The 14492-nt window shown below is 40.7% G+C and carries 15 protein-coding genes and 1 pseudogene; 6 read left to right on the top strand and 10 right to left on the bottom strand.

The window, feature by feature from the left end:
- Positions 1 to 2 precede the first annotated feature (2 nt).
- Both ACKVDP_RS09700 and ACKVDP_RS09695 read left to right on the top strand, forming a co-directional pair.
- On the top strand, positions 3 to 1049 hold the full coding sequence (locus ACKVDP_RS09700; RefSeq protein ID WP_409228633.1) for a GGDEF domain-containing protein: 1047 nt from the start codon (positions 3 to 5) through the stop codon (positions 1047 to 1049).
- Positions 1050 to 1071: 22 nt separating this feature from the next.
- Entirely contained in the window at positions 1072 to 1596 is a 525-nt protein-coding gene (locus ACKVDP_RS09695; RefSeq protein ID WP_409228632.1) for a hypothetical protein, read from the top strand.
- Between the two features lie 7 nt (positions 1597 to 1603).
- Here ACKVDP_RS09695 and ACKVDP_RS09690 read toward each other — a convergent pair whose 3' ends face one another.
- Positions 1604 to 1942 (bottom strand): hypothetical protein, encoded by a 339-nt coding sequence (locus ACKVDP_RS09690; protein WP_409228631.1) that lies wholly within the window; start codon positions 1940 to 1942, stop codon positions 1604 to 1606.
- The gene (gene recA, locus ACKVDP_RS09685; protein ID WP_409228630.1) at positions 1939 to 2961 is read right to left on the bottom strand and encodes a recombinase RecA; all 1023 of its coding nucleotides are present in this window, start codon (positions 2959 to 2961) and stop codon (positions 1939 to 1941) included. Before recA ends, ACKVDP_RS09690 begins: the two co-directional genes overlap by 4 nt.
- 180 nt (positions 2962 to 3141) lie before the next feature.
- Between recA and ACKVDP_RS09680 the strand changes: the two genes are divergently transcribed.
- The 4 genes from ACKVDP_RS09680 to ACKVDP_RS09665 all read left to right on the top strand — a co-directional run bounded on the left by ACKVDP_RS09680 (position 3142) and on the right by ACKVDP_RS09665 (position 8195).
- Positions 3142 to 3579 (top strand): MarR family winged helix-turn-helix transcriptional regulator, encoded by a 438-nt coding sequence (locus tag ACKVDP_RS09680; RefSeq protein ID WP_409228629.1) that lies wholly within the window; start codon positions 3142 to 3144, stop codon positions 3577 to 3579.
- Positions 3580 to 3782: 203 nt separating this feature from the next.
- A complete protein-coding gene (ilvD, locus tag ACKVDP_RS09675; RefSeq protein WP_409228628.1) occupies positions 3783 to 5453 on the top strand; it encodes a dihydroxy-acid dehydratase in 1671 nt (556 codons plus the stop codon).
- 13 nt (positions 5454 to 5466) lie between these two features.
- Positions 5467 to 6438 (top strand): bile acid:sodium symporter family protein, encoded by a 972-nt coding sequence (locus ACKVDP_RS09670; RefSeq protein ID WP_409228627.1) that lies wholly within the window; start codon positions 5467 to 5469, stop codon positions 6436 to 6438.
- A gap of 107 nt (positions 6439 to 6545) precedes the next feature.
- Positions 6546 to 8195, top strand: a complete 1650-nt coding sequence (locus ACKVDP_RS09665) for a helix-turn-helix domain-containing protein (protein WP_409228626.1) — start codon at positions 6546 to 6548, stop codon at positions 8193 to 8195.
- Positions 8196 to 8263: 68 nt separating this feature from the next.
- On the opposite strand, the gene ilvN is transcribed toward ACKVDP_RS09665, so the two are convergent.
- The 8 genes and pseudogenes from ilvN to ACKVDP_RS09625 all read right to left on the bottom strand — a co-directional run bounded on the left by ilvN (position 8264) and on the right by ACKVDP_RS09625 (position 14449).
- Complete coding sequence (gene ilvN, locus ACKVDP_RS09660) at positions 8264 to 8746, bottom strand: acetolactate synthase small subunit (protein WP_409228625.1); 483 nt, start codon at positions 8744 to 8746, stop codon at positions 8264 to 8266.
- Positions 8746 to 10401 carry a biosynthetic-type acetolactate synthase large subunit gene (gene ilvB / locus ACKVDP_RS09655; RefSeq protein WP_409228624.1) on the bottom strand — a complete coding sequence of 552 codons (1656 nt, stop codon included), beginning with the start codon at positions 10399 to 10401 and terminating at the stop codon, positions 8746 to 8748. Before ilvB ends, ilvN begins: the two co-directional genes overlap by 1 nt.
- 235 nt (positions 10402 to 10636) lie before the next feature.
- Positions 10637 to 11242 (bottom strand): nitroreductase family protein, encoded by a 606-nt coding sequence (locus ACKVDP_RS09650; protein WP_409228623.1) that lies wholly within the window; start codon positions 11240 to 11242, stop codon positions 10637 to 10639.
- A gap of 24 nt (positions 11243 to 11266) precedes the next feature.
- The gene (locus ACKVDP_RS09645) at positions 11267 to 11701 is read right to left on the bottom strand and encodes a MarR family winged helix-turn-helix transcriptional regulator (protein WP_409228622.1); all 435 of its coding nucleotides are present in this window, start codon (positions 11699 to 11701) and stop codon (positions 11267 to 11269) included.
- 201 nt (positions 11702 to 11902) lie between these two features.
- Positions 11903 to 12016, bottom strand: a pseudogene (locus ACKVDP_RS09640) (DUF305 domain-containing protein); the annotation flags it as partial.
- A 105-nt stretch (positions 12017 to 12121) separates the two neighbouring features.
- Positions 12122 to 12781 (bottom strand): vWA domain-containing protein, encoded by a 660-nt coding sequence (locus ACKVDP_RS09635; RefSeq protein ID WP_409228621.1) that lies wholly within the window; start codon positions 12779 to 12781, stop codon positions 12122 to 12124.
- Between the two features lie 88 nt (positions 12782 to 12869).
- The gene (locus ACKVDP_RS09630) at positions 12870 to 13868 is read right to left on the bottom strand and encodes a macro domain-containing protein (RefSeq protein ID WP_409228620.1); all 999 of its coding nucleotides are present in this window, start codon (positions 13866 to 13868) and stop codon (positions 12870 to 12872) included.
- A gap of 119 nt (positions 13869 to 13987) precedes the next feature.
- Entirely contained in the window at positions 13988 to 14449 is a 462-nt protein-coding gene (locus tag ACKVDP_RS09625) for a peroxiredoxin family protein (protein WP_409228619.1), read from the bottom strand.
- Between the last annotated feature and the right edge of the window lie 43 nt (positions 14450 to 14492).

Here is a 14492-nt window from a genome sequence, read left to right as displayed (position 1 = left end):
ATATGGATAGAGAATATACTTCCTTTCTCATACAATGCAACAGTGAACTTAAAATACTTAAGACCTTCTGGTATCAGCCTGCTCATCTGATTTCCCCGTATCAGGAGAAGATTGTTGATCTTTTTGCAGAGTCAGACAAAAGCAGATTGGCTGAAGAACTTTATTTAGCCTTTGAAAGCAATGAAATCCAAAGCTGCGAAGAGCCCTACGCTCTTTTTAGCCCAAAGGGAAGGGTTTCTCTCTGCTTAATGCCTATGCATGATTTTGTGCTTATTTTTGGAATCGATGCAGATATTGTCGGTGCTCAGTCTTCCATTCATTTTATGAAGGATGTCGTACACAGGTTCATGAATGTCATCAAAACATCAGATTCTGATTTTATGACATTCAGCGATGCAATGATACGCAACCAGTTTGAAAAGATCCAAAAGCTTAACAACGACCTGCTGAATATGCAAAGGGAGCTTAGGAAGGCCAATTCAAAGCTTAACAGACTTAACAGAGACCTGAACAACCGACTTGTGAAGGATTTCTTGACAGGACTTGTAAGCAGATACCAATATCGGGAGGAAATCGAACTGACTATTGGAGGCGCACCTGAGAGGCAGGGAGTATTCACATTTCTGGACATAGATGATTTCAAGGGAATAAACGATACCCTTGGACACAGGGCTGGAGATGACTACTTGAAGGAATTTTCAGCTAGACTGCTGAAGCTTCCCTTCGACAATATGATCTGCATGAGAATTGCGGGTGATGAGTTTGGTCTCTATATCCATGGCTATGAAGATGTTTCCGAGGAGGACGTATCCAATATATGGTTTCAGATCAAGAAATTTGTTCTGGAGGATCCCATTTCCTTGGAGTCTGAGGACAGGACCATCAATTGCAGTGCTGGAATGGCTGTCTATGGAAAGGATACAAAGGAGATTTACGATCTCATAGAATATGCTGACTTTGCCATGTATGAGGCAAAGAACTCCGGCAAGAACTCATACAGCCGGTTCAACATGGATAGATACAAGGAAAAGAAGATTTCCATTCTTTAGATGCCATAAAGGGGTTCTAATTATGAATATCACCAACGAAAAAATAAAAACACTGACAATGTCAGCCTTTGGGCTGGCATTATCAGTGTTGAGTCTGATTCTATTCCGCGGTCCAATAAGTATTCTTTCAACCCTACTTATCCCGGCTATCATAGTTCTTTTCTCCGGGAACAAACTTGAAGGTTACGCGCTCTCTTCAATAGGCCTTTTTATTATCACTCTTCTATTTTTCCCAACCCAGATTATATTTGTGTCGGGATATGCCCTCCTGGGGCTACTTCTGAAGCTATTGGCCTTATCTTCAAATCAGAAAGTGAAGTTACATATCGGAAAATTCATCTTGTACTTGCTTATGACTTCCCTGGTACTTTATATGGGCATAAGGCTTACGGAGCTTCTGTTACTCGTACCACTACATTCCATGATGCTTGGAATTTCAAGGGGCAGCTCAGCCCTATATGCTGGAATACTGGTTATTGAAGGATTGTTTGTCAGCGTATTCAACTTTGGCATTCTGAAGCTTCTTATCTCAAGGATTAATCCCTAGCAGCTTTCTATTTAGATTTCTTAGCCTTCTTTGCTGGCTTCTTTTTTGGCTTTTTATTCGCTTCTATCGCTTCCTCTTTAACCTTCTCCTTTGCATCAATCCTTGCCTGTTCCATTTTTTCCAGATCAAGCTTGTTCTGTTCAACTGAAATCTCGTAGTCCTTCATAATTGTTTTTTCTATTTTGGAGTCCATTATCTTAAGAAACTTCCCAAAGGCCTGGGGATATTGAAATGACCTTTCTTCCTCTTCACCATCAAACTGAATAGAAATATGGTTGTCATCTGCCTTTACAATTTTACCATTTCCAAAGCTAACGTGCTTTACCTTCTTGTTAACAAGCTTCATTTCGTTCCCTCCGTTTTTACATCAATTGTTAGATTATACTTTTCTCGAATTTTTGTCTCAATCTCATCCAAGATTTCAGGATTATCCCTGAGAAACTGCTTTGAGTTTTCCCTTCCCTGACCGAGTTTTACATCATTATATGAAAACCATGAGCCGGTTTTCATGACAAAGTCCTCCTCAACACCAAGGTCTAGAAGATCTCCCTCCCTTGAAATGCCTTCATTGTACATTATGTCAAACTCTGCCTGCTTAAAGGGTGGGGCCACCTTGTTCTTCTTAACCTTAACCCTTGTACGGTTACCTACTATAGCATCTCCTGCTTTGATTGAATCTATTCTACGTATGTCCGGTCTTACTGAAGCGTAAAATTTTAAAGCCCTTCCTCCTGTGGTTGTTTCAGGACTCCCAAACATTACACCGATTTTCTCTCTAAGCTGATTTATGAAGATTACCACACATCTTGACTTGCTGATGGCCCCAGCCAGCTTCCTTAGAGCTTGGGACATTAGCCTAGCCTGCAGTCCAATGTGTGAGGCACCCATTTCCCCTTCAAGCTCTGCTCTAGGTACAAGAGCCGCAACAGAATCAACAACCACCACATCCACAGCTCCCGAGCGAACTAGGGCCTCAGTTATTTCAAGGGCCTGTTCTCCTGAATCAGGCTGTGAGATTATCAGTTCATCTGTGTTGACTCCAAGTTTTTTTGCATATGATGGGTCCAATGAATGCTCCGCATCTATAAATGCCGCTGTTCCTCCTCTTTTCTGAGACTGAACTATTGTATGAAGAGCCAAAGTTGTTTTTCCTGATGACTCAGGCCCATAGATTTCAATAACCCTTCCCTTGGGAAATCCGCCTACACCCAAGGCTACATCCAACGCAAGGGATCCGGTGGGGATTACGTCTATGTTGACCACTTCACCACCACCCAGCTTCATTATTGAGCCCTTTCCAAACTGTCTTTCTATTTGCCTAATTGCATCATCCAATGCAGCAAGTTTTTTTTCATCCACCTTCATAATAATCAACTTCCCTTCCTTCAGGCCATTTCAACAACAGCTGAAACACCTGTTTTCACCATAATCGTCAACTTGGTTGACTATCTAATTTTATCCTTTTAGCAATCTTTTGTCAACTTAGTTGACATTTTGCCATCCCAGCTATATACTAATTATTGAAAATTCAAAGGGGGTGGGATTTTGAATTCAGAACTGAAAACTCTTGATCTTATAGACCTTATTAGCGAAAGACATCTGCAGCTAAGATCCATTGCTGAAGGGGAGTGGAATGAAGAGAGTGATATTCACATATCAAATTCAGAATGGTTTATCATGGCTAGAATATATAAAAAGAATCCATCTGTATCACAGGTTACAAGGCGAGTTGATATTTCAAGACAAGCTGTTCATAAGTTCGCAAAGGGTCTTCAAGCCAAGGGTTTAGTTGAAATAACCGACTCCAGGCACAACAAAAGAGATAAATGCCTGATGTTAACACAATTGGGCAAGGAGTGCTACGAAAAGAATCTGCTCCTTAAAAAAGACCTGGAAATGAAAATAGCGGAGGAGATAGGTCTTGATACTCTCAATACCTTGAAGAGGATACTGGTTTCAAATTGGGGCATCAGGGAATACTAAAAAATTACAACTACACCTTATCGTAATATATTTATATGGATATTAATTTTTCAACAAAATAATATCCATATTTTTTTTGGGATACTAAGTAATTTTTTATAACAAAATAGTAATATACTGATGTTATGGAATTGTTGCAAAAATATATATTTTCAGATTATTGTTCGTCTAACAACAAGCATTAAATGAAAGGAATGATTCATATGAGAAGCGATTCAGTGAAAACAGGTACGCAACAGGCCCCTCACAGATCCCTGTTCAACGCCCTTGGAATGACTGAAGAAGAAATGAAAAAGCCCCTTGTGGGAATTGTCAGCTCCTACAATGAGATTGTTCCAGGTCACATGAACCTGGATAAAATAGTAGACGCCGTTAAGTTGGGTGTTGCAGCTGCCGGGGGTACCCCTATGGTGTTCCCTGCAATAGCCGTTTGTGACGGAATAGCCATGGGGCATACCGGCATGAAGTATTCCCTTGTCACAAGGGATCTTATTGCAGATTCCACTGAAGCCATGGCCATGGCCCATGGATTTGATGCTCTTGTAATGGTTCCCAACTGTGACAAGAACGTTCCAGGTTTATTGATGGCAGCTGCCAGAATAAATGTCCCTACCATTTTTGTCAGTGGAGGACCCATGCTGGCCGGTAAGGTTGGTGGAAAGAAGACCAGCCTGTCCTCTGTCTTTGAGGCTGTCGGTTCCTACGCATCAGGTGATATGAGTCTTGAAATGCTCAAGGAATTCGAGAGAAAGGCATGCCCGACCTGCGGGTCATGTTCCGGAATGTATACTGCCAACAGTATGAATTGCCTAACTGAGGTTTTAGGAATGGGTTTAAGGGGAAACGGTACAATCCCAGCAGTCTACTCAGCTAGGATTCAATTGGCTAAAATGGCCGGAATGCAGATTATGAACCTTGTCAAGGAAGATATCCGCCCAAGGGACATCATGACTGAGGATGCCTTTATGAACGCTTTGGCAGTGGATATGGCATTGGGCTGCAGCACCAACAGCATGCTCCATCTTCCTGCAATTGCCCATGAGGTAGGAATTGACCTTAATCTTGACATTGCAAATGAAATAAGTGCAAAAACCCCTAACCTCTGTCATCTGGCTCCAGCAGGAAATACATATATTGAGGATCTGGATGAAGCTGGTGGAGTCTATGCTGTAATGAACGAGCTTGTTAAGAAGAATCTTCTTAAAACAGACGTCATAACCTGTACAGGCAAGACTGTTGCAGAAAACATTGCTGGATGCCACAACCAAAATCCAGATGTAATCAGACCCGTTGAAAATCCCTATAGCGAAACAGGCGGTATAGCTGTTCTTAAAGGCAACCTGGCTCCAGATACCTGTGTTGTGAAACGTTCAGCAGTTCTTCCGGAAATGATGCAGCACCAGGGTCCTGCAAGGGTGTTTGACTGCGAGGAAGATGCCATTTCCGCAATAAAAGGTGGCAAAATTGTCCCTGGCGATGTAGTTGTAATAAGGTATGAGGGTCCCAAGGGTGGTCCAGGCATGAGGGAAATGTTAAATCCGACCTCCGCCATAGCTGGAATGGGTCTTGACAGCACAGTTGCCCTAATAACTGATGGACGTTTCAGCGGGGCTTCAAGAGGGGCTTCAATCGGACATGTCTCCCCGGAAGCTGCTGTAGGTGGAAACATAGCCCTTGTAAATGAGGGTGACATCATAAAAATCGACATTGATGCCAACACAATAGATATGGAAGTTTCAGATAATGAGCTTGAAAAGAGAAGAAATGAATGGGTGCCAAGAGAACCTAAGATAACAACCGGTTACCTTTCACGATATGCATCCATGGTAACATCCGGCAATAGAGGCGCAATACTTGAAGTTCCAAAAAAATAGAGGAGGTATTAGATTGAAGAATATTGCAAAGCTTATCTCAAAATATTTTGGGATAATAATAATCTTGTTTATGCTTTTGGCTTTTATTGAGCCTGGCATATTCAGTTGGGTAACATCACAGCTGTTTGGCCAATCTGTAATAACATTGCTTCTGGGTATTATAATGTTTGGTATGGGAATGACATTGAACCTTGAGGATTTCAAAATAGTATTGAAGAGACCAATGGATATTCTAAAGGGAACCGTGGCACAATACACCATAATGCCTTTGCTGGCACTGGCACTATCCATGATATTTGGTCTTGAGGAGGCGCTTATGGTTGGAGTTGTTCTTGTGGGAACCTGCCCAGGAGGCACATCTTCAAATGTAATCTCCTATATGGCTGGAGGGGATGTTGCACTATCTGTAGCAATGACAACCGTCTCCACCTTGCTTGCACCAATTCTTACACCGGCGATTACATATATGCTGATTAGACAATCGGTAACCTTCAGTCCAATAGGCATGTTTACAAGTATTGTACAGGTGGTGATCCTTCCTATAGCCCTAGGTCTGATCATAAAATCCATAATAAAGGACAAGGCTGATGTTTTGGAGGACTATCTTCCTGCTGTTTCATCAATTGCGATAGCTTGCATAGTAGGTGGAGTAATAGGAGGAAACAGAGAAAGGATTCTTGCATCCCTTGGACTTATTGTTGTTGTGGTTATTCTCCATAATGTCTTGGGATACATTACAGGACTTGGAATTGGAAGATTGACAGGGATGGATCGTAGAAAGAGTATCACCATTGCTGTAGAGGTTGGAATGCAGAACTCTGGTTTGGCAACCTCCCTTGCTGCAAGCCAATTCGCAGCAATGCCATTGGCTGCAGTTCCTGGAGCATTGTTCAGTGCATGGCATAACGTATCAGGTGCCATATTTGCCTGGATTGCAAAATCTATAGAATCCAGAGAACCAAATCCCCAGATTAACTCAAACTAGTACTTTTTATATCATACGCTCTAAAGCAAATCCAAAAGGGTTTGCTTTTTTTTATTGTTAAATATATTATATGAATAAAGATTTTTACAACTTGCGGGGGATATAATATGAATCTACTGGATAATATTGATAAATATGACAAGCAGCGCTTTGATTGGGGAGAAATCTTATGGCTACACGAGCCGATTGAATCTCCTTACCTTAGAATTAGTGTTGCGCAAATAATAATTTATCCTGGTTCGAGACAGGAAAAGCACTTTCATTTGGGAGAAGAGCAGCTGTTTTTTGTCCAGAGTGGAAAAGGGTGCTTCTTTTCTGACGGAATAGAGGAAGAGATTAATCCGACCAAGATAATATATGTGAAGCCCTTTTCAGAGCATGAAGTTGTAAATACCGGGGATGAAAACCTGGTTCTTCATGCAGTTTATGTCCCAATAAAGTTGATACAACTTGAACGCCACTCCTCCTTGCCTGTTGATAGCAATATCCAGGACATAATACCCTTGGAAATTCTTGAAAGCATTGAAGATCAGCTTTCTGACCTGTTGAAAATGGATATATACATAATAGATAGAGATTACACCAGACTTATAGAAAACAAGTGTGAAAATGAATTCTGCCAGCTTTGCCTGTCTGTAAACAAGTGCAGCATGAGTCAATATGGCTTTGAAGGATCGGGGCAACGCCTTGATACAGTTTATAGGTGCAATTATAACCTTTTTGAATTGAAGGCTTCCATAACTGTAAACGAAAATATTCTTGGATATATCAGAAGTGAACGGTTTGTTCTTGATGATTTCGACAAAAACAGAGAGAACTTACTTGATTTCAGCAGGGTCATTGATATGGACCTGGATTCAGTTTTTGAGACATATAAAAAAGTTCCCTATATTATAAAAAGTAGAACCTATGTCATACATGAACACTTGGCTATAGCAGCTGAGTTTATCCAGGAGATGCTCCACCGAAGCATAATGGAAAAGGAACTGATTGATAAGGATAATGAGATTCTTACTAGTACCATCGAGAAAATTCAGCTGAAAGACGCCTTAAAGAAAGCAAATCATCGCATCTACAACGACAGGATATTTACCAGCAATTCCAGGGCAAGAAATGATATCGCATATCCATATGAGCTTGAAATCTTACTGGAAGAGGCAATCCAAAAGCTTGACAAAGATGGCATAGGTAAACTTATAAAGGAGTTCAGCAAAAAATATCCCTTTAGCAAGGGCATTGTTAGTGAGATGATTGTCGTCTTATCAAGGACCGCTTTAAGGCCTTTACAAAATGTTGAATTGACCGTGAAGTTAAGGAAACGCTATGAGAGGTATCTTCAAGGAGAGGTAAAGGAAGACCCCTGGGAAGTCCTAAAGGAATTTTCATTGGAGTGTGTTGAGGAATACATTGCCATATCCCAAACCAACGGAAGTAGTCTCATTGAAAATATAAACTTGTTCATTAAATCCCACTACAGGGAAGACCTTAGCCTCAATCTTGTTGCAGAACGGTTTTTTATAAGTCCAAATTACTTAAGCTCTCTTTTCAATGAGAAAAATGGTGTGTCCTTTAGCGAATATATTCACACATTGCGAATCGATGAGGCAAAATTACATTTAAAAAACCTGAATATAAAGGTACACGAAATTTCCTCAAGAGTAGGATACAAAAACAACAGTTACTTTTCAAGCATCTTTAAAAGGTATGTTGGAGTAACCCCAAATGAATATAGAAGGTCTTTGGCAAAAGACAATTAGACTGATTACTTTGTAAGTAAAAAAGCTCTCACCTTAAAGGCGAGAGCTTTTTATTACAATCATTTCAACTATCCTCTTTCAATTGCCGTCAATCCAGTCCTAACTATCTCAAGGATTCCATATGGCTTCATCAATTCAATAAAGGCATTGTTTTTATCCTCATCCCCTGTGATTTCAATGGTTACGCTTTTTTGTGCAATATCTACCATCTTTCCCTTGAAGACATTGGCAATCTGTAACACTTCAGACCTGCTTTCCTTGCTGCAGGAAATCTTTAGGAACATAAGCTCTCTTAAAATGGATCTCTTCCTTGTCAGATCCTCTATCTTTATGACATTGATAAGCTTGTTCAGCTGCTTTGTAATCTGCTCCAGTATCTCTTCATCGCCAGTCAGTGTAACCGTGATCCTGGAAATATTGGGATTCATTGTTTCCGCAACATTAAGGGTGTCTATGTTGTAGCCTCGTCTTGTAAACAGTCCGGCAACCTTGCTCAAGGTTCCAGCATAGTTCTCAACGGTTATTGAAAGCACATGCCTGTTCTTGTTCATTACTTCCACCTCCAGTGTGCAAGGGTAGGAAAGTCAGGATTTACCCTGCATTGAATCAGACAGGGCTCGTCTGAAGAATATGCACCACTTAAGACATCCTCAATCTGGGAATCCTCCTCTACAAGGTATCCCTTTATTCCATAGGCCTCAGCTAGCTTCATGAAATCTGGATTGAACCCTATATCCACCCCGTGATAGCTGCTGTCTCCATAGGCGGTCAGTTGAAGCTCCCTAACCATTCCCAGCCTTTCATTTGTTATTATAATAACCTTTATGTTCAAATTGTGTTCCCTAATGAGAGCCAGCTCTCCCATAAGCATCTGAAATCCACCCTCTCCCATGATTGCTGTTACGCTTTCATCTTCATCTACGGAAAAGCTGGCCCCTATGGCAGCTGGCAGACTATACCCCATTGTTCCCAAACCACCAGAAGTGAAGTATCTTCTACCATTTCCAGCTATCAGATAATGAGCTGTCCAAATTTGATTTTGGCCAACATCTGATGTCACTACTGCTTTCTCGCCAAGCTTGTTGGATATGGCCCTAATAAATCTGCATGGGTTGACTCCAGGCTCCTGGAAGCTTCTGTTGATGTTCTCATCCATGTACCTTTTTCTTTCTTCCCTAATGGAGTCCGACCATTGTGAAATTTCATTCCTGTATTCATACGAATTCAACTGCCTAAGTATAGCTCCAGCATCTCCTACAACAGGAGTGTGAGTCTTCACATTCTTTCCTATTTCAGCAGGATCTATATCAATATGTATCACATGCTGATTTGGAATTTTATCAGAAATCACAGCTGTTGACCTATCGGCGAATCTGGCTCCGATGACTATGATCAAATCAGCCCTGTTCATGGCTCTGTTTACAAAAGGATATCCATGTGAACCAAGCAGCCCTGCAAAGTATGGATTATCATTGGGAAAGCTATCCACTCCCATCAGAGTGCATACAACTGGTATCTTGGTCTTTGAGACAAACTCAATAAGTTCATCCTTGCAGCCTGAAGAGGATATTCCTCCACCTACACAGATGATTGGCTTAAGGGCTTGATTTATTCTTTCGTGGATTCTTGATATTTGCTTGATATGTCCCTCAATAGTCGGCTTATAGCCCCTTATGTCCACTGAATCAGGGTATTCAAATTCTATGTACTGATTTTGGATATCCTTTGGAACATCGATCAGGACCGGTCCCTTTCTTCCTGTATTTGCTATATGAAAGGCTTCCTTTATTATTCTAGGGATATCATCCCCATCTTTTACTAGATAATTGTGCTTGGTAAATGCCTCACTGGATCCAACCACATCCGCTTCCTGAAACATGTCTGTACCAATCTTCTTGGAATTTACCTGTCCAGTTATTGCCACAATGGGAACTGAATCCATATATGCAGTAGCCAGACCGGTAATTAGGTTTGTAGCACCCGGACCGGATGTTGCAATACAAACACCAACCGTATTGTTAACCCTTCCATAGCCACTAGCCATATGGGCAGCGGACTGCTCTTGCCTTACCAAAACATGCTTTACACTTGACTTCCTTAGACTTTCATATAAAGGAAGCACAGCCCCTCCAGGATACCCAAACACAGTATCTATGGATTCAAGCTTGATACATTCGACTATCGCATCTGCAACCAACATCTTCATTTCGATTTCTCCCCTTAGTTCACCTTGTCACGCCTTTGGTGATAGAATTTCTCATGATTGTAACATAGTTTGATAAGCTTTAGCAACAATATTTTGAATTTTATTTATTTTTGTAATATTTAATTCAATAAACATTTGAAGGCCACAACCTAGGATGTGACCTTCAAATGTTTATCTATCAGTTAAATCTTCTACAATTTAATTTGAGTTTACTCAATAATCCTTCTTATGATTATTAATTCAATCCAAATACCTTCATTTTGTCTTCTGCTTTAATGATCTCCTTCTCTCCTGGCTCCTGGGCTGGTTTCCCAAAGGGCATCTGAGCCATCAGCTTCCACTTTGAAGGTAGGTTGTAGTGTTTCTTGACCTCTTCCTCCACTGCTTCATTATAATGCTGCAGGGACGCTCCCAATCCTTCTGCTGCCAGAGATGTCCAAACATTGTACTGTAGCATTCCCGAGGACTGGTAAGACCATAGTGGGAAGTTATCCTTTGCTTTAGGAAATTGATTCTGTAGTCCTTCCACCACATCGTAATCTTCAAAGAATAGGGCTGTCCCAAAGGAATGTTTGAAGTTGTCAATTTTTTGTGCAGTATCATTGTGTCTGTCCTCAGGCTGTGATGAAATCAGTGAGTTTTTTGTGATTTCCCAGAATTTATCATGATCATCACCGAAAAGTACAACCACCCTACCACTTTGTGAATTAAACGCTGATGGAGTATAGTTCAGTGAGTGCTCCACAACTTCCTTGATCCTTTCCTTCTCTATGGTGGTTTCTCTTGTCAATGCATACATGCTTCTTCTTATCTTCATTACTTCATAATAGTTTTTGCTCATTATTAATTCCTCCTGTTATATATGTTATTTATTTTCATCCTCTATGGAATCCTTAAGTCTGAATAGGGATTCAATGATGTCTTTCTTCGATTTAGGATCCACCCCCATAAACAGTTCCTCCAAATGCTTCTCATGATACGGAAAAATTTCTGCAATTAAAGCTCTACCCTCATCTGTAAGGTCCACATAGAATCTTCTCTTGTCCTCAGAGCATTTTTCTCTTGTCACAAGATTCTTTTTTGCAAGCTTGTCAATCACATATGTTATGGTACCACTTGTAACCAGTATTTTTTCTGCAATCACCTGAACAGGCTGCCTTCCCTTGTGAAAAAGAAATTCCAGAACCCCAAATTCACTGATGGATAGATTGTGCTTTCTCAATCTCTTTTCTATTTTCCCAAATAGAGCATTATGCGTTCTTGCCAATGCTATTACAAGCTTTAAGTTATTTCGGTCCATAATATCCCTCCGAATATTTATCTTTAATTCAAGATAATTGTAACGTATATTAATCTTGATGTCAAGATATATTCCAAAACTTTTTTTCAGCTCCAAGGAATTAACTCCCTTATGGAAAAACTTCTCCAAATTAAAATAACCTCATTATTAGACCCCATTGCCAATATCTGTGCAATGGGGTCTAATAAATGCTAGCATATTCTATTCGCTCTCCAGGTCTTCAATCAGATCCTTCATTTGTTCTATTTCTCTCTTCTGTGCTTCAATGATTTCATCTGCCAACTCTCTAACCCTTGGATCTTCGATATTAGCTCTCTCACTTGTTGAATTATTAACTGCCTACGTATTATTACCTGGGCAGTGGCAGTTCAAACCTTATTTTCAAATCAAAATGAGTCAGTCAGAACCGTCCCCAGTGACTCAAAACTTGTTATCTTTCTTACGCTGCTTGTAATCCTTATCAATCCTGTCCTTCCAGTCATCGTCAATGACTTTTCTGGCTCTCTTCATGCTTACGGTATCGCTTAGTACCTGGTAGTTCAGCCTTGTACCCTCTCCATCCGGGTTGTAGTTTGAAGCCCTGTCCCTGGAAATCCCAAATTGTCTCGCAGTTTCTGCAGCATCTATATTTGCCCCCAGGAAGATAAATTCCCAACCGTACTCCGCCTTCTGATAATTGATCATCTTCCTTACCCTATCATAGCTGTACTCTCTGCTGGCATTTTCCATACCGTCTGTTATGATGACAAAAATTACATTTTCAGCCTGTTCATCTGTTGAGGTATGCCTTTGCACATTGACAATCTTTTGGATTGTCCTTCCAACCGCATCCAGCAGGGCAGTAGTCCCTCTAACGTAATAGTCCCCTGTGGTTATTGGATCGATTCCATTGATACTGATCCTGTCATGCAGCAATTCATATGCATCATCAAAGAGCACCGTGGTTACAAGAGCTGATCCCTTCTCCTGCTTCTGCTTCTTAAGAAGTGAATTGAAGCCTCCGATTGTGTCACCTTCAAGTCCATTCATTGAACCGCTTCTGTCAAGAATAAATACCAATTCCGTTAGATCCCTTTTCATGATGATCTCCTCCTTTTCTTTGATTCAAGGATACCATCCATAAGATTAGGATTGGTCGCATGGGATGCGACATTTTAACAATTTTCGATTATACTCCTAGAGTGGCTTGGTCAAATGCGAAAAGTGCCTCATTTATTTCAAAGATATTATAATTCTTTTCCTGTATGAAAAACTCAATTATAAGGTCAAACTTGTAACTGTGGGACAGTGCATAGCCTGCACTTAGGAGCAGGTCCTTTGTTTGGTCCAGGTTTAATTCAAGCGCTATAGCAAATGCAAGTGCGGTCACCTTGCTTGGTTTATAGTCCATATCATTTCTTATTTTGGAAAAATGTCTCCTGTCAACATTTGCCCTTTTATAGACTTGAGAATCCGTCATACCCTTTTCATCAATCAATCTAAGAAGCATCTGCGAGAATGTCTCATCCCTATTTTTTACAACGTTCTCAAGACTTCTTTTGGTCTTTTTAATGGGCCTCTCAAATGAAACTGCCTCTTCAAAGTTGTACTCCCTTAGCATTGCATCCTCTTGCAGGACGTTTCTGTATAGACGATGCTCCTGGATGTACATGTCATCTATGTATTCCTCGATTGAATGGAATAGCTTCTCAGAAAGCTGGAAGGCCCTCTTGTCATATACCACAAGGTAAACCATCATATCATTTTCCATCAGGAAGCTCCCTATTGCTGATATGGCAGTGCTTAAGGCCTTGTCCTTGGGATATCCGAAGGATCCTGAGGAAATAAGCGGAAATGCTATGGATTCCAAATTATGCTTTTTTGCAAGCTCCAGTGAGCTGGTGTAGCAATCATTAAGAAGCTTCTCTTCATCCTCTTGTCCCCCCTGCCACTTGGGACCTACAGTGTGAATGACGTATTTTGCTGGAAGATTGTAGCCCCCAGTTATCTTAGCTTCGCCGATCTTACAACCACCTAGGGACTTACACTCCTCAAGCAGTTCCACACCTGCAGCCTTGTGTATTGCTCCATCAACTCCACCTCCACCCAAGAGGGATCTGTTGGCTGCATTTACAATCGCATCCACATGAACCTTTGTAATGTCATTTCGAATGATCTCCAATGGCATCAAATCATCTCCTCTGTAAAACTTACTTTCACAATATCTCTATTATGATAATACCATACTTCCCCCTATACATTTACAGCAAAAAAGACCCCAATTAATCCAGGATCCTTTCCACATCATTAAAGGGAATCTATTAGCTCAAGTATTTCCTTATTTTCCGGTATATCCTTCATGGAATGTCCGTAATGAACAAATCTAAGGACACCTTCCTTGTCAACAAGCATCTGAGCTGGCATTCTTCCAAGCTTAAACAGGTTAACCTTCTGACCGTAAAGCTTCAGAACCGAATGCTTCTCATCAGGAATTCCATGGAACCACAAGGAATTTTCATTCCAATATTTCTTGAATGCCTCCTCATTTTCTGGCCCTATTGCAACAATTTCCGTTTCCCTTTTTTTGAATTCTTCATGGTCTTGATGCAACTGCATCATATGCGCTCTGCAGAAGGGTCATACAAAGCCTCTGTTAAGTACTATCAAAATATTGCTCTTGCCTTGAAAATCCGACAACTTGAAACTATTTCCCCTGAAATCATTCATTTCAAAATCCGGTGCTTTTTTGTTCACGTCCACACTTGCCATTTAAATCATCTCCTTTTGTTTTTATATCAATTTTCCTAGTTTA

The sequence above is a fragment of the Gudongella ferriphila genome (assembly GCF_046224405.1).
Classification (GTDB): Bacteria; Bacillota; Clostridia; order Tissierellales; family Tissierellaceae; genus Gudongella.
The sequence above is the reverse complement of the archived record's forward strand: the minus strand, read 5'-3'. Positions and strand labels throughout refer to the sequence as shown.

What these genes read in the sequence shown, in the direction of transcription:
- recA (WP_409228630.1), bottom strand. Translation starts at nt 2,961, where the DNA reads ATGAAGGTGGATGAAAAAAAACTTGCTGCATTGGATGATGCAATTAGG.
- ACKVDP_RS09635 (WP_409228621.1), bottom strand. Translation starts at nt 12,781, where the DNA reads ATGAAAAGGGATCTAACGGAATTGGTATTTATTCTTGACAGAAGCGGT.
- ACKVDP_RS09645 (WP_409228622.1), bottom strand. Translation starts at nt 11,701, where the DNA reads ATGGACCGAAATAACTTAAAGCTTGTAATAGCATTGGCAAGAACGCAT.
- ACKVDP_RS09700 (WP_409228633.1), top strand. Translation starts at nt 3, where the DNA reads ATGGATAGAGAATATACTTCCTTTCTCATACAATGCAACAGTGAACTT.
- ACKVDP_RS09690 (WP_409228631.1), bottom strand. Translation starts at nt 1,942, where the DNA reads ATGAAGCTTGTTAACAAGAAGGTAAAGCACGTTAGCTTTGGAAATGGT.
- ilvB (WP_409228624.1), bottom strand. Translation starts at nt 10,401, where the DNA reads ATGAAGATGTTGGTTGCAGATGCGATAGTCGAATGTATCAAGCTTGAA.
- ACKVDP_RS09650 (WP_409228623.1), bottom strand. Translation starts at nt 11,242, where the DNA reads ATGAGCAAAAACTATTATGAAGTAATGAAGATAAGAAGAAGCATGTAT.
- ACKVDP_RS09665 (WP_409228626.1), top strand. Translation starts at nt 6,546, where the DNA reads ATGAATCTACTGGATAATATTGATAAATATGACAAGCAGCGCTTTGAT.
- ACKVDP_RS09630 (WP_409228620.1), bottom strand. Translation starts at nt 13,868, where the DNA reads ATGCCATTGGAGATCATTCGAAATGACATTACAAAGGTTCATGTGGAT.
- ACKVDP_RS09695 (WP_409228632.1), top strand. Translation starts at nt 1,072, where the DNA reads ATGAATATCACCAACGAAAAAATAAAAACACTGACAATGTCAGCCTTT.
- ilvN (WP_409228625.1), bottom strand. Translation starts at nt 8,746, where the DNA reads ATGAACAAGAACAGGCATGTGCTTTCAATAACCGTTGAGAACTATGCT.
- ilvD (WP_409228628.1), top strand. Translation starts at nt 3,783, where the DNA reads ATGAGAAGCGATTCAGTGAAAACAGGTACGCAACAGGCCCCTCACAGA.